This window comes from Gordonia sp. NB41Y, assembly GCF_030718915.1.
In the GTDB taxonomy this organism is placed as follows: Bacteria; Actinomycetota; Actinomycetes; order Mycobacteriales; family Mycobacteriaceae; genus Gordonia; species Gordonia desulfuricans.
Map to the genome: position 1 here is coordinate 1,744,181 of NZ_CP132196.1, position 14,358 is coordinate 1,758,538.

At 66.5% G+C, this 14,358-nt stretch carries 13 protein-coding genes; 3 read left to right on the top strand and 10 right to left on the bottom strand.

Features of this window, described 5'->3' with window-relative positions; all coding sequences use genetic code 11:
• Positions 1–22: 22 nt before the first annotated feature.
• From Q9K23_RS07400 to rplJ, 8 genes are all read right to left on the bottom strand, one after another.
• Positions 23–1,108, bottom strand: coding sequence for an MlaD family protein (locus Q9K23_RS07400; RefSeq protein WP_020789720.1), 1,086 nt, complete (start codon positions 1,106–1,108; stop codon positions 23–25).
• Positions 1,105–2,433: an MCE family protein gene (locus Q9K23_RS07405; protein WP_020789717.1), complete on the bottom strand. Its 1,329-nt coding sequence runs from the start codon at positions 2,431–2,433 to the stop codon at positions 1,105–1,107. The genes Q9K23_RS07400 and Q9K23_RS07405 overlap by 4 nt, the downstream gene beginning before the upstream one ends.
• A 3-nt stretch (positions 2,434–2,436) precedes the next feature.
• Positions 2,437–3,309: an ABC transporter permease gene (locus Q9K23_RS07410; protein ID WP_020789723.1), complete on the bottom strand. Its 873-nt coding sequence runs from the start codon at positions 3,307–3,309 to the stop codon at positions 2,437–2,439.
• A gap of 2 nt (positions 3,310–3,311) precedes the next feature.
• Positions 3,312–4,118, bottom strand: a complete 807-nt coding sequence (locus Q9K23_RS07415; RefSeq protein ID WP_020789721.1) for an ABC transporter permease — start codon at positions 4,116–4,118, stop codon at positions 3,312–3,314.
• 6 nt (positions 4,119–4,124) lie between these two features.
• Positions 4,125–5,339 carry an ABC transporter ATP-binding protein gene (locus tag Q9K23_RS07420; RefSeq protein ID WP_053778227.1) on the bottom strand — a complete coding sequence of 405 codons (1,215 nt, stop codon included), beginning with the start codon at positions 5,337–5,339 and terminating at the stop codon, positions 4,125–4,127.
• Between the two features lie 257 nt (positions 5,340–5,596).
• Positions 5,597–6,889: a glycosyltransferase 87 family protein gene (locus Q9K23_RS07425; RefSeq protein WP_305950450.1), complete on the bottom strand. Its 1,293-nt coding sequence runs from the start codon at positions 6,887–6,889 to the stop codon at positions 5,597–5,599.
• Positions 6,890–7,086: 197 nt separating this feature from the next.
• On the bottom strand, positions 7,087–7,473 hold the full coding sequence (gene rplL, locus Q9K23_RS07430; protein WP_020791138.1) for a 50S ribosomal protein L7/L12: 387 nt from the start codon (positions 7,471–7,473) through the stop codon (positions 7,087–7,089).
• A 102-nt stretch (positions 7,474–7,575) separates the two neighbouring features.
• The gene (rplJ, locus tag Q9K23_RS07435) at positions 7,576–8,103 is read right to left on the bottom strand and encodes a 50S ribosomal protein L10 (RefSeq protein ID WP_020791136.1); all 528 of its coding nucleotides are present in this window, start codon (positions 8,101–8,103) and stop codon (positions 7,576–7,578) included.
• A 619-nt stretch (positions 8,104–8,722) separates the two neighbouring features.
• On the opposite strand from rplJ, the gene Q9K23_RS07440 reads away from it, so the two are divergent.
• Entirely contained in the window at positions 8,723–10,870 is a 2,148-nt protein-coding gene (locus Q9K23_RS07440; protein ID WP_020793775.1) for a CocE/NonD family hydrolase, read from the top strand.
• A gap of 439 nt (positions 10,871–11,309) precedes the next feature.
• Here Q9K23_RS07440 and Q9K23_RS07445 read toward each other — a convergent pair whose 3' ends face one another.
• A complete protein-coding gene (locus Q9K23_RS07445; RefSeq protein WP_305950451.1) occupies positions 11,310–11,807 on the bottom strand; it encodes a TIGR04338 family metallohydrolase in 498 nt (165 codons plus the stop codon).
• Positions 11,808–11,880: 73 nt separating this feature from the next.
• On the opposite strand from Q9K23_RS07445, the gene Q9K23_RS07450 reads away from it, so the two are divergent.
• Positions 11,881–12,852: a YhjD/YihY/BrkB family envelope integrity protein gene (locus tag Q9K23_RS07450; RefSeq protein WP_082366046.1), complete on the top strand. Its 972-nt coding sequence runs from the start codon at positions 11,881–11,883 to the stop codon at positions 12,850–12,852.
• Entirely contained in the window at positions 12,849–13,301 is a 453-nt protein-coding gene (locus Q9K23_RS07455) for a hypothetical protein (protein ID WP_053778228.1), read from the top strand. Before Q9K23_RS07450 ends, Q9K23_RS07455 begins: the two co-directional genes overlap by 4 nt.
• Before the next feature lie 42 nt (positions 13,302–13,343).
• On the opposite strand, the gene Q9K23_RS07460 is transcribed toward Q9K23_RS07455, so the two are convergent.
• Positions 13,344–14,198, bottom strand: coding sequence for a DUF2786 domain-containing protein (locus Q9K23_RS07460; protein WP_053778229.1), 855 nt, complete (start codon positions 14,196–14,198; stop codon positions 13,344–13,346).
• Between the last annotated feature and the right edge of the window lie 160 nt (positions 14,199–14,358).

A 14,358-nucleotide genomic window follows, 5' to 3' on the forward strand; every position in this document is an offset into this window, starting at 1 on the left:
TTGCGGTCTGCCATGTTCTCGCTCACCCCCCTGGCTGCGTTCCGTCACGCCAGCAACGGGTGGCCGCACTGGTGTAGAGCACGTGGTTGATGTCGGGCAGCGGGACCAGCGGCTGGGTCAGCAGCGTGGACTTGCCGTTGCCTGCGACGACGTCGATACCGCACAGATAGAACTGGAACCACGAGCCGAACGTCGCCGCCCGGCCGATCTTCTCCAGCTTCACCGGCAGGTTGGTGAGGATCTCCGCGACATCGTCGTTGCGGGCGTTGATCTGGTCGGACAGTGCCTTCAGACCCGCGATGTCGCCCTGGATGGCCGGCCGCGACTGGGACAGGATGGACCCGGTCACGGTGGTCAGGTTGGACACCGAGGTGATCGCCGATCCCACCGAACCACGCTGTGCGGCAAGGCCGCTCACCAGTTTGGAGGTGTTGTCCAGCAGGGAGCTGAACTGTTCGTCGTTCTTGTTGACCGTGTCGAGGACCGAGGTCAGGTTGGTGATCAGTTCCCCGATCACCTTGTCCCGGTCGGCCAGCGAGTTGGTCAGCGACGAGGTGTTGGAGACCAGCGAGCTGATGTTGTCGCTCTCACCCTGGAAGATCTTGATGAGCTGATCGGACAGGGTGTTGACGTCGGCGGCCGACAGCTGCCGGAACAGCGGCTTGAAGCCGTTGAACAGCTCGGTCAGGTTGACCGCCGGATGGGTGTCGACGTTGGCCGGGTCGGTGCCGAAGGTGTGTCCCGGTCCGACCGTCGACGACGCCTCGCCCGCCCCCTTCTCCAGCGCCAGGTACCGCAGGCCGGTGAGGTTGCGGTAGCGGATGTAGAGCTGGGTTCCGGTGGGCAGCGCCGAACGGTCGACGCTGAACTTCACCATCGCCTTGTTCTGCTCGTACACCGACACGTCGGTGACCTGGCCGATGCGCACACCGGCGATCCGGACGTCGTCGCCCGGGTTGAGCATGGCGGCGTCGGAGAAGACGGCGCTGTACTTGTTGTTCCCGCCGCCGCCGGCGTTGGCGATGGTCAGCGCGAGCAGGCTCGTCGCGACCACGGTGACCACGGCGAAGGTGATCAGCTTGACCAGCGGTGCCACGATCGATCTCACTGGATGTGTACCTCCGCCTTGGACAGCGCGGGCCCGCCGATCATGGTGACCCAGGTCGGCACGTCGGCCGGGCGGGTCCCGGTGGTGCTGCCGTAGATCACCTTGAGCTGCGTCCGGTAGTTCGGGTCGTCGTAGGGCGACGACGTGATGGTGCCGACCGGGGTGGTGGTGAACTGCGGCTGCGGCAGCGTCTTCACGTTGCGCGGACCGGCATTACGCGACGGCGGCTGGTAGGAGCCGTCGGCCAGGCCACCGCCCGGGTACTGCGGGAAGGGTCGGCCGTCGGTGGCCGGTTCGTAGCAGACCGCCGGCGGGTCGAGGTCGAAGAACCGTGGTTCGTCCTGGTTGGGCAGGTAACGCCCGCGTGGGTTGACGAACTGCAGGTTCACGCGCACACCCGGGTTGGGGGTGCCCACACCGACGATGTTCTTGGACTCCGGGATCAGGGTCGCGAAGTTGCGGAACGTGCACACGAACGTCGGCGACTGCTTGGCCAGACCGGTGAGCAGTTGCTCGGAGTCGACGAACAGGTCGACGAGGTTGTCGCCGTTGCGCTGCAGCCAGCCGGTGGTGTCGGTGGCGGCGACGCCGACGGTCGAGATCAGGGTGCGGAAGTCGTTCTGCCGCTCGTTGATCGTGTTGGTGGTGATGCGCAGGTTGTCCAGGGCGTCGATCACGTCGGGCAGCGCCTCGGAGTAGGTCTGGGAGAAGCTGGCCAGGCCGCGGACGGTGCCCTGCAGTGCGCTCATGTTGTCGTCGACCTTCGAGAAGATCGTGTTGAGATCCTCGACGGTGGCGCCGAGCTTCTCGCCGCGTCCCTGCAGGGCCGACGACAGCGCGGTGAGCGTGACGTTGAGGTCCTGCGGCGGGATGGCCTGCAGCACCGGCAGGAGCTTGTCGAACAGCTCCTGCACTTCCTTGGCGTTGCCGGACTTGTCGGTGACGATGGTGTCGCCGTCGGACAGGCCCGGTCCACCGTTGGTGGGGACCTGCAGGTCGACGTACCGCTCACCGAACAGGGTCTTGGGCAGGATGCGGGCAGTGGTCGAGGTGGGCAGCTGCGCGGCCATCGACGGGTTGAGGCCGAGCTCCACGTCGACGGTGCCGTCCGGGGAGGGTTCCACGCTGCGGACCTCGCCGACCACCACACCGCGCGCCTTGACGTCGGCGTTGGCCGGCAGTGCGTTGCCGATCGCGTCGGTCGTGAGGGTGACGGTGGTGAAGTCGGTGAACGACTTGTTGAATTTCATGATCGTCAGCGTGAAGAACAACGCGACGACGACCAGGAAGGCGATGCCGAGGAGTCGGCGGCGCACGGTCGCCACGGCCTAACCTCCCACTCTGACGGTCGTGGTGGTGCCCCAGATCGCGAGGCCCAGGAAGAAATCGAGGACGGCGATCAGGACCAACGCCGCTCGGACGGCGTGTCCCACCGCCACGCCGACGCCGGCCGGGCCGCCGCTGGCGTAGTAGCCGTAGTAGCAGTGCACCAGGATGATCACGAACGCGAAGACCAGCACCTTGCCGAACGACCACAACACGTCCGCCGGTGGCAGGAACAGGTTGAAGTAGTGGTCGTAGGAGCCACCGGACTGGCCGTTGAACACGGTGGTGATCACCCGGGATGCCAGATACGCCGACAGCAGGCCGAGGACGTAGAGCGGGATGACGGCGATGAAGCCGGCGATCACGCGGGTGCTGACCAGGAACGGGATGGACGGCACGGCCATCGACTCGAGGGCGTCGATCTCCTCGGAGATACGCATCGCACCGAGCTGTGCGGTGAAACCGCAGCCCACCGTCGCCGACAGTGCGAGGCCGGCCACCAGTGGCGCCACCTCACGGGTGTTGACGTAGGCCGACAAGAAGCCGGTCAGGGCCTGCGAACCGATCTGGTCGAGGGCCGCATACCCCTGCAGGCCAACCACGACGCCGGTGAACCCGGACATCAGGACCATCACGCCGACGGTGCCGCCGATGACGGCCAGGCCGCCGGAACCGAAGGCCACCTCGGCCAGCAGTCGCAGCACTTCGCGGGTGTAGTGCACCAGGGTTCGCGGGATCCACACCAGGGTGCGGCCGTAGAACGACATCTGGTCGCCGGCACCGTCGAGCATCTTCAACGGTTTGCCGAGCTGTTTACGTGCCTCGTACAGGTAGTACTCGGGACGGCTCTTGGAGATCGTCACCCCACCGGTCACGCCTAACTCCCCTTCGGCGGGACGATCTGCAGGTAGACCGCCGTGATGATCAGGTTGGCAAGGAACAGCAGCAGGAAGGTGATGACGACGGACTGGTTGACCGCGTCACCGACCCCCTTCGGGCCGCCCTTCGGGTTGAGACCCTTGTAGGCGGCGACGACGCCGGCGAGGACACCGAAGATCGCGGCCTTGACGGTCGAGATCCACAGGTCCGGCAGCTGGGCGAGGGCACCGAACGATGCCAGGTAGGCGCCCGGCGTACCGCCCTGGACGACGACGTTGAAGAAATAGCCACCACCGATGCCGACCACCGCGACCAGTCCGTTGAGCAGGATCGCGACCAGCACCATGGCCAGTACGCGGGGCACGACGAGACGTTGGATCGGGTTGATGCCGAGCACCTGCATCGCGTCGATCTCCTCGCGGATGGTCCGCGAACCGAGATCGGCGGCCACGGCCGATCCGGCGGCGCCCGCCACGAGCAGTGAGGTCACCAGTGGGGATCCCTGTTGGATCACCACGAGCACGCTGGCGGCGCCGGTGTACGACTCGGCGCCGAGCTGCTTGATCAGCGAGCCGGTCTGCAGCGAGACGATCGCGCCGAACGGGATCGCGATGAGCGCCGTCGGCAGGATCGTGACGCTGGCGATGAACCAGGCCTGCTGGATGAACTCACGCCACTGGAACGGGCGCGCAAAGGTCTGGCGTGCGACGTCGACGAAGAGCTGGACGATGTTGCCCGTCTGTTCGAGGGCACCGGTCCCCGCTCTTGCGATCCGGTCGACGCCACGCGTGGTGGCATTGGCCATTGTGTGTTAGCTCCGCCCGTCGCCGTGTCGTGGCTTCTTGGTGGTGTCGACCTGTTCGGTCGGGGCATCGGCAGGGGTTTCCCACTGCTGGGTGGGGGCGTCGTTCCCGCCGAAGTCGTAGACGTCGGTGGGCGCATCGGCGACCGCGACCGAGCCGGGTGCGGTGGCGGTGGTCCATTCGGCGGCACCGGCCTGACCCTGGCCCTGCTCGTGGGCACGCTTGGTGGCGAGGACCTCGTCCTCCATCGCCATCGATTCGCGGATGGCCTGTTGTGCGTTGGCCGGCAGGCTGGGCAGCAACTCCAACACCCGCTGACGATGCCGACCCACCGCCTTACGCTCGGGCATACCCGGATTCGGCTGCACCTGCGGAATGATCTCGGTGAAATCATCCTTCGTACCACCACCGGAGATACCCGCAGCCTGCATCGCCGCCTCCGCAGCAGCCACCGCCTCGTCCTTCTCCTCCGACATACCGATCGGACCGAACCGATCACCGGACAAGAACTGCTTGACCACCGGCTGCTCCGAGGTCAACAACTGCTCCCGCGGACCGAACATCACCAACTCCTTCCGGAACAACATCCCGATGTTGTCCGGAATCGTCCGCGCGATGTTGATGTTGTGCGTCACGATCAGGATCGTCGCATCGATCTGCGCATTGATATCGATCAACAACTGCGAGATATACGCCGTACGAACCGGATCCAGACCCGAGTCCGGCTCATCACACAAGATGATCTGCGGATCCAACACCAACGCCCGCGCCAGACCCGCACGCTTACGCATACCACCGGAGATCTCACCGGGGAGCTTGTCCTCCGCACCGGCCAGACCCACCAGATCGATCTTCTCCATCACGATCCGACGAACCTCGTCCTCCTTCTTCTTCGTGTGCTCACGAAGCGGGAAGGCGATGTTGTCATACAAACTCATCGACCCGAACAACGCACCGTCCTGGAACAACACGCCGAACAGCTTGCGGATCTCATACAGCTCTTTGGCCGAACACTGGGTGATATCGGTGCCATCGATCACCACCGACCCCTGCTCCGGATGCAGCAGACCGATCAGCGTCTTCAGGAACACCGACTTACCCGTACCCGACGGCCCCAGCAACGCACTGACCTCACCCGACGGCAACGTCAACGACACATCACGCCAGATGTTCTGCGAGCCGAACGACTTGGTGAGCCCCTCGACACTGACCTCTACACCCACTGTTTCCTCCCAGACGATCGCTGCCCCCAGTGGCCGTCGCGGTGCGACGGCTCACGACCCGGCGACAAATGTGGCTGGGGTCACTGTATCGGACAGGCCGATAGCCGACTGACCTCATCACACCGAACCGTTCTCAGCGCGGCCGTGAGGGAAATCTACCAACCGGTAACTTATCCCTCGCGCGATGACATTAGCCGATTGTCGGGGACATGCAAAGTGGGCCGGGCGCCATTGGCCGGGCGTGGGTGAAACAGGCCTCAGGAACCACCGGCGGTGACCTGCGGCACGCCGTCGCCGGCGGCCGTGGAGGCGGGCACCGCGGGCTCCCATACCCGGCGCACGCGGGCCAGCGGCAGCCACCACGACACCGCCAGCACCAGCAGCAACCAGATCAGTGACGAGTTGCCGTAGAGGTTCTCCCACCACGTCCAGTCGAGTTCACGCAGCTGCGACGACGGCAGGAACAGGGACGGCCCCGGCAGCTGGGCGATCAGACCGAGCACGCCGAGCGCGATGAACACCCGGTTGCGGGCCCGGATACCGACGGCGAGGAACACCAGGATGAACACCGAGGTGAGCACCCAGTGGTGGATCCAGGCGGCCGGGGTGAGCAGCAGGGCCACCGCCCAGGCGGCCAGGAAGCAGAGTTCGTACTCCTTGCGCCGGGCCAGGTACCAGGCGAGCACCAGACAGTAGAGCCCGGCCAGGGCGCCGAGCAACATCCACCACAGGGAGCGTTCGTGGTCGGCCATACCCATCCGGGCCAGGACGCCGGTGATGCCCTGGTTGTAGACGAAGGCGAGTCCGCCGATCCGGTCCGGGTCGAAGACCGTCTCGGTCCAGTACTTCCAGGAATCCGACGGGTTGATCAGCCAGGCGATCCCGGTGGCGGCCACGAACCCGAAGACGACGTTGATCGCCGCCCGCCACTGCCGGCGTACGAGGAAGTAGATGACGAGGACCGCGGGCGTCATCTTGACCGCGGCGGCGATGCCGACCAGCAGACCCCGATAGGGCTCGGCCCATGCGGGGCGTTTGTCCCACAGTGTGTCGGCGATGACCAGACCCGCCAGGATCAGGTTGATCTGCCCCAGGTCGAGGGTGATCCGGACGGGTTCGAGCTGCAGCGCCACACCGGTGAGGATCATCGACCAGCCGATCGCGAGGTCACCGCAGCCGACGCGGCGCAGCAGGATGCGGATCAGCCACCAGGTGAGCGCACAGCCGAGGATCAGGAAGATCACCGATACCAGTCGCACCGGCAGCCAGCTCATCGGGACGAACGAGAGCGCGGCGAACGGCGGGTAGGTGAACGGCAGGATGGAATCGTTGGCCTGGGGCATCGGGCCGTCGTAGAGCGGTTGCCCGTGGAACAGGAACTGGCCGCCGTAGCGGTAGATCTGCAGATCCACCGGCGGCCCCCAGTACCGGACCGGGCCGACATGCCACAGCCACGGCTGCCCGAAGACGCGGGCGATCGCCAACACGAGCACGATGGCCCCGATGACGTTGATGGCGGTGAACGCCCGGCGGGATACGGCTGCAGTCACGCGGGCACATGTTAGTCGTCGCGGCTTGCATATCCGAAAACACCTGTGGTCCCACGGTGAATCGGCCCGATTCCCGACCGCCCCCGGAGCCGACCCCAGACGGTCCTGTCACAGACGGACCCGCCCCCAGACACGAACGAGCCCGGGACGGAAGAATCCATCCCGGGCTCGCGAGGTATCGCGAAGTAAGAAAGGTCTTACTTGACGGTGACCTTGGCGCCGGCCTCTTCGAGCTTGGCCTTGGCAGCCTCGGCGGCGTCCTTGTCGACCTTCTCCAGCAGAGCCTTCGGAGCACCCTCGACGAGGTCCTTGGCTTCCTTCAGGCCCAGGCCCGAGACGACCTCGCGGACGACCTTGATGACCTGGATCTTCTTGTCGCCGGCACCCTCGAGGATGACGTCGAACTCGTCCTGCTCGGCAGCGGCCTCGGCGGCGGCGGCCGGGGCACCTGCAGCGGCAACGGCGACCGGAGCAGCGGCGGTGACCTCGAAGACCTCTTCGAACTTCTTCACGAAATCGCTGAGCTCCAGCAGGGTCAGTTCCTTGAACTGATCGATGAGCTCGTCAGCGGTGAGCTTCGCCATGGTGGCGTCCTTCCTGTATGTCCCGGTCGGGTCAGGCCCCGATCCGGAAGGGGGTTTGTGACTCCCGGCAGGCCGAGAGCGCATGTGACACCGGTGAGTGGATTACTCGCCGGCTTCGGCTTGCTGCTTCTCCTGCAGGGCCGCGGCGAGGCGCGCCACCTGCGAGGCCGGCTGGTTGAACAGGCCGGCAGCCTTTGCCAAGTTGCCCTTCATGGCACCGGCGAGCTTGGCCAACAGGACCTCTCGGGTCTCAAGGTCGGCGATCTGTTCGATCTCGGCCACGGACAGCGCACGGCCGTCCATGTACCCGCCCTTGATGACGAGAGCCTTGTTGTCCTTGGCGAAGTTCTTGATCGCCTTCGCGGCCACCACCGGCTCGCCTTCGATGAAGGCGATCGCGGTCGGGCCGGTGAACAGCTCGTCGAGCCCTGCCACGCCCGCCTTCTCGGCGGCACGCTTCACCAGGGTGTTCTTGGCGACGGAGTAGGTTGCACCCTCACCGAGGGAGCGACGCAGCTCGGTGATCTGGCTGACGGACAGGCCACGGTATTCCGTGACAACCGTCGCCGTAGCGCCTTCGAACTGCTGCGCGATCTCCGCAACTGCGGACACCTTGTCAGACTTGGCCATACTTCGCCTCCTTCCTCATCACTCGAATTGAGTTGGTCAGAGTTCACATCAGCAGACCGGTCGGGATGCCCGAGATACGACAAACGCCCCGGCACACAGAAAGGCACGGGGCGTACTCAATGCGCGGATGTCACGATGGACACCGGCGATGATCTTCCTCGTTCTCCCTGCGTGGGCCGCCGACTCTCGTCGTCCTTCGATCGGGATCGCTCCCGATGACCAACGGTCTCTGGTTGAACCGATACGACGTACATGTGCACGTCACACCGAGAACAAAGAGTACGCGACGATTGCCGGCGGTCCAAATCGGCTCCGCTCACGCCGCGATGCGCCGGCCCATACCGAGTTCTCAGATCCCGCCCAGCGAGACCTATCTGTTCGGATGGTTTCCGGATCCAGCCCAAGCCCCCGACCTGCGGCGATACCTCCCGTGACCATATTGAGCACCCCCTGGTTGTCGATCCGATATCTCGAATGCACTACTGTCGGCGCTCAGAGTGATGTGGAACACAAAGTGTAAGACTGGTTCCAGTAGTTCGGAACCGACACGAAGCGGTGTCACCAGCGTCGATACCCGATCGGCGTGTAGGCGGCACCCTGGGCAGGGTGGTGATGCACCATGACGTACCAGCTCGATACCCGTTCGATTGCCAGTGCCCGTTTCTCCACCGGGCCTCGCCCCGCGGCCGGAACCCCGGCAGCAGGCGTCCCTTCTGGTGGCATCCCTTCTGGGGGGACGGCGTCGGTACCTCATTTCGGCACACTCCCCCTCGGCGATCCGACCGGCGGTGCCGACGGCATCCGCTGGCGTGAGGCCGTCGACGGTCCGCAGACCTACCCGCGCGTGGTGATCGATCGCGACGTGACGATCGAGATGAGCGACGGCGTCCAGCTGCGGGCGACGGTGATCCGTCCCGCCAACCGGTTCGGCCAGACCGTGCTCACGCCCTACCCGGCGATCGTCAACATCAACCCCTACAACCGGGCGTCGGTGGACTTCCTCGACGCCACCACGCACGCACCGGTACTCGGCAAGGCCGTGCGCAGCGCGTCGGCGTCGATCGACGCCACCGGTACGGCCCTGGCCGGCCTGACCCGGCTGACCGGCACCATCGCCGGCGGCGTGCTCGACGTCTTCGGCATCAACCGCACCCTGGTGCGCAGCGGCTACGTGCAGGTCGTCGTCGACGTCCGCGGTACCGGCTCCAGCGAGGGCAAGTGGCAGATCCTCGGCGAACGCGAGCAGCAGGACTCGGTGGAGATCATCTCGTGGGCCGCCGAGCAGGACTGGTGCAACGGCAAGGTGGGTCTGGCCGGCTGGTCGTACTCGGCGATCAACTCACTGCAGGCCGCCGACAAGCGGCCCGCGGAACTCGGCGCGGTGTTCGCGGTCGAGGGCTGCGACGACATCGTCCGCGACGTCTACATCACCGGCGGCATGCCGTCGGCGTTCATCCCGCTGTGGCTGTCGGCGGTGAACATCCTCAAGTGGGTGCCCAACCCGTCCACATATATGCGGGATCTGGTGCGCGGCAACACCTTGCGCTGGTTCCGAGATCGGATCACCTCACCTGCCACCGAGATGCCGTCCCTGCTGTGGGGATTCCTCACCGCCCGCGACGACCGCATCTTCGACGACCCGTACTTCGACGAGCGCGATCCGCAGATCGATCGGATCGAGGCGCCCACGTTCACCGTCGGCGGCTGGCACGACCTGTTCGGCCGCAGCGCGACCGGGGTGTACGAGCGCCTGCAGATGGAGCCGGGCCGCAAGCAGATGCTGGTCGGCGACGGCTACCACGCCGACGTCGGCTTCGGTCACGGCGGACGGTTCTCCCCGCCCCGGCTCGACGTGCTCGAGCGCGCCTGGTTCGACCGCTGGCTCAAGGGCCACCGCAACGGGATCGAGTTCTACGGCCCGGTCACCATGCATCAGCAGGGCGGCCAGTGGACGTCGGGCACATCGTTCCCCCGTGACGGGGTGCGCCCGCAGCGGCTGTACCTGGTCGACGAGTCGTCCGACACCGCCGGCCACGCCGTGCACGACGGGTCGTTGAGCAGCAGCCCCGGCGGTTCGGTGTCGGATCTGCACGTGCGTCCGGACCTCCGCGGCATGGTGTCCCGCGACATGACGCAGGTGACCGCAGGCGTGACGATGATGTTCGGCGAGAAGTTCACCGTCGACGCCCGGTTCCAGGAACGCGGTGCCCTCTCGTTCACCACCGCCCCCGCCGAGGAGGCGGTCACGCTCAGCGGCGCGATGAACCTGCGCCTGAACGTGGCGACCACCGCGCACGAGGGAATCTGGGCGGTCACGGTCAACGATGTCGCCCCCGACGGCACGTCGCGCGTGTTGAGCAACGGCGCACTGTCGGCGTCCAACCGGGCGCTCGATCCGTCGTCGTCGACCTATGCCTCCGATGGCAGCCTGGTTGCCGCGCACCACTATCTGTCCCGCAAGCGCAAGATGCCGGTGCCCACCGACGAGCCGGTCCGCATCGACGTCGACCTGGTCCCCACCGATGCGGTGATCGAGCCGGGTCACCGACTGCGGGTCGACGTGTACGCGGCCAGCTTCCCGCGCTACCTGACCGTGGTCCCCGACCTGATCAAGGCCCGCGGCCGGCGTCAGCGTCTGGTCCTCGATCCGGCCCACCCGAGCTACCTGACCTTCCAGGCGGCCGGCGCCTTCGCAGAGCAGGTGAGCGCAACCGAAACCACCGTGTGCCAGTTGCCGATCGAGCAGAACGACCCCTTCGGGAGCTGAACCCGGCAGGATCAGCCGGATGACGAGAACGGCCGCAACCACGTTGGATGGTTGAGCCGGGACCGAGCGAGATACGCCCACCCTCAACACCATTGGATGATCGATCCGGGCCCAGCGAGACGAGGACGGCCGCAACCACGTTGGATGGTTGAGCCGGGACCGAGCGTAGCGAGGACCCGTGTCGAAGCCCGGCGAGTCGACGATGTCGGTGACCACCTCGAACCCGGTGGTTACGTTCAGAACCCGGCCGGCGGAGGTTTCGACTCGACTTGTCGCTACGCTCCGCGTCGGCTCAACCAACAACGGCGGCACCATGATTGACCGAGCCCCATGATCTGGTGGTTGAGCCGGGACCGAGCATCGCGAGGACCCGAGTCGAAACCCGGCGAGACGAGAATGTCGGCAACCACACGATCGGCCCACCGGCGAACTCGACCACTCATCGCACCCCGGACTCGGCGAGGATGACGCGATAGACGAATCCGGCTTCGGGGCCGAGTACGGTCCCGACGAGTTCGGTGAGGGTGAGGACGAAGCCGCGACCGTGCGCGGGACCGTCGCCGTCGTCGAGGTGGTGGGCGAGTTCGTGGAGCACCACCAGTTCGCGCAGAGCCCAGCGCCCCTCTCGGGTGTCGGGGATGGCGATCTCGGCGTGCCCGCCGACCCGCCGGTACTCGGCCGAGCGGAATCCGCCACGCGATCGCACCGCGACCGGCACCCCGGATCGCGGAAAGCGCTCGAGCACCGCCGGCATCGACACCACCCGGGACACGTAGTCGCGGACGGAATCGACCGATCCGAACAGGGCCTCGGTGGGCAGGGTCAGCTCGGTGCCGGCGATCTGCACGGTCCGCGCCGACCCGGCACGCTCGAACATCCGGAACACCAGGCGTTCGGCGGCATACATCTGAGCGCGCCCGACGTCACGTGGGCTCATGCCGCCGTCCTCTCGCCTCGCCGGTCCCCGACTACGATCGCACCATCACCCGTCGGAAGGAGTCGGTGTCCCCATGCCCGATCAGGCCCCTTCCGATCAGGCCGCACCCGATCAAGCCCCCTCCGAGCATGCCCCGTCGGGCCGGGTGGCGATCCTGCGGGCCCGCGCCCGGGTCGCGGCCGATCGTGCCATGACGCTACCGGGCGCCGCCCTGTCGATGCGCATCGTGCGTGACGTGGTGACCGCCGGTCTCTCCGACCGTGCCATGACCCTGGCGGCGCAGGCGTTCACATCGGTGCTGCCGATCGTCATCCTGCTGACCACGATCCCGGTGGGCCGGCGGTTCCTGGACAAGGCGTTCGACGGATTCGGTGTGGACCCGTCCCGGGTGTCGATCCCGGCCGCCCAGACCGATGCCACCCTCGGCGCGTTCGGGGTGATCGGCGCATTGATGGTGATCGCCGGCGCCACCTCGCTGTCCCGGGCCCTAGGCCGCATGTTCACCGACACCTGGCACGTCAACCGGCTCCCCGCCACCGGATGGTGGCGGTGGGTGGTGGTCATCTTCGTCCTCCCGATCGCGGTGATCATGCAGGGCCTGATCGTGCCGTTGCACCGGATCAGCTTGTCCGGGGTGCGACTGAACGGGTTCGGTATCGCCGGGGTGATCCTGGAGTTCGTCGGCACCTTCGCGGTCTGGTGGATAACGTGGATCGTCATCCCCAGACTGCTCGTGTCCCGGCAGGTCCCGATGCGATTGTTGGCGGTGAACGCCGCCCTGACGAGCCTTCTGATCACGGTGCTCATGGTGGGCAGCCGGGTGGTGCTGCCGGCCATCATGTCCGACACCCTGGCGCACTACGGCACCCTCGGCCTGGTGTTCGTCGCGATCAGCTGGCTGTTCCTCTACGCGGCGGTCCTGGTGGTGTCGGCGACGCTGGTGCACACAGTGGTGGTCGACGACGGCGCGCTGGGTCGTCGGCTCGCCCGGATCACCGGCGTTCCGGCCGCCGAACCCCGACAGCGCATTAGCATCGGCGCATGACCGTAATCTCGTCCCGACACCCGGCGGACCGGACCCGCGCACATCTTCGGCGCGCCGTGGCAGGGTGTCTGATCGCGCTGGGTGCTCTCGGTGCCGCGGCATGCAGTTCGCCGAGTGAGGAGCGTGCCGTCGAGACCGCGCTGCGCAGCAACCAGGTCGATCCGGTCACGCTGGACCAGCTGGCCGACGCCATCGCCGAGGCCGGGCGCCCGGTGACCGGTCGCAAGGATGCGACGACGCAACTGTGTCCCGAGGCCGGCTGCACCCTCGCGCTCACCACCGACCAGTTCACCCTGATGAAATTCCCCACCACCGGTCGCGCCGAGCTCTGGGCGGGCGAGAACCTCGATGCGTTCCAGCTGCTCGACATCACGATGAGCTTCCCGGCCAACACCCCGCAGGAACAGCAGGAGAGCTACGAGACCGCTCTGCACACCGCGCTCAGCTGATCCGGGCGGTGTCCTGACCATCCGGCATCGGTCGCCGGCCGCTCAGGAACCGAGTTGCCCGCGGGGTGCGCCGAATTCGCGGTCGGCACCCAGTTTGGCGCGGCGTCCGGCCCGGTCACCGGCCTTGCGCGCCCCCTCCGAGTACCCTGCCGATGCACTGCTCGGCCGCCACGTCCCGCGCGCCTGTGATTCCGACCGGTAGTAGTCGGAGACCTCGAGCTCCTTGTTGCGCAGGGCGATCGCCGTCGACGACGAGCCGATCCGCTCGGTACCGTCGGCCGCGAGGGGCACGTCGGTCTCCGCGGCGATCGCCTCCTCCCGTTGCGCGTCGCGCGCCTCGGCGAGTCGTTTGCCGATCCGCTCGGCAAAGGCGGACTGGAAGTTGAGTCGTGCAGTGATGGGCGCCAACGGTTTTCGTTCCACCACCTTGCGTGCACGCCAACCCTGTCCACGGGTGACCACCCGCGCCGACATCTCCTGCTTGTAGTCGCCCGACCGCAGGTAGGCGTCACTGGCGGCGACCATCTGCACCACCAGCGAGGTGTACAGCGCCTCACAGGTGTCGATATCGGCCTCGTATCCGTAGGCCATCACGAATGTGGAGTTGCCCGCGACGTCGACGGTCACATCGTTGGCACGCGCGATCGCCACGAACAGCAGCACGTAGGTCTTGAGTCCACGCTTGCCCGACTCGCCGATCGTGACCTGCCGCGATATCGGCGTGGTGCGACTGCGTGCGGCCGGATCATGTGCTCGGGCCACCGCGAGATCGATGGCCGACGCGGTCGCCAGCCGTTGGGCGGCCGCCATGAAGGTCTCGGCCTCGTGCGGGTTGTCGGTGTTCTCGGCCTGCCGGAGCAGACCGGCGATGCGGGTCAGCAGCTTGTCGTCGCGCATACAGATCAGACTATTTCCAGCGCCGTCTGGTTCCACTCGGGCCCGAATTCGTTCGAAGTTCTCGACCGTCCCCCACCGACCCGACACCCACCCGGCATCCGGACCGACAGCGAATCCTTGACTTTCCCACCTGGAAAGTAGCAGACTACTTTCCAGACCG

Excerpts from the sequence above, each read along its gene's own strand:
- Q9K23_RS07415 (WP_020789721.1), bottom strand. The coding sequence starts at position 4,118 with ATGGCCAATGCCACCACGCGTGGCGTCGACCGGATCGCAAGAGCGGGG.
- rplL (WP_020791138.1), bottom strand. The coding sequence starts at position 7,473 with ATGGCGAAGCTCACCGCTGACGAGCTCATCGATCAGTTCAAGGAACTG.
- rplJ (WP_020791136.1), bottom strand. The coding sequence starts at position 8,103 with ATGGCCAAGTCTGACAAGGTGTCCGCAGTTGCGGAGATCGCGCAGCAG.
- Q9K23_RS07440 (WP_020793775.1), top strand. The coding sequence starts at position 8,723 with ATGACGTACCAGCTCGATACCCGTTCGATTGCCAGTGCCCGTTTCTCC.
- Q9K23_RS07445 (WP_305950451.1), bottom strand. The coding sequence starts at position 11,807 with ATGAGCCCACGTGACGTCGGGCGCGCTCAGATGTATGCCGCCGAACGC.
- Q9K23_RS07450 (WP_082366046.1), top strand. The coding sequence starts at position 11,881 with ATGCCCGATCAGGCCCCTTCCGATCAGGCCGCACCCGATCAAGCCCCC.
- Q9K23_RS07455 (WP_053778228.1), top strand. The coding sequence starts at position 12,849 with ATGACCGTAATCTCGTCCCGACACCCGGCGGACCGGACCCGCGCACAT.
- Q9K23_RS07460 (WP_053778229.1), bottom strand. The coding sequence starts at position 14,198 with ATGCGCGACGACAAGCTGCTGACCCGCATCGCCGGTCTGCTCCGGCAG.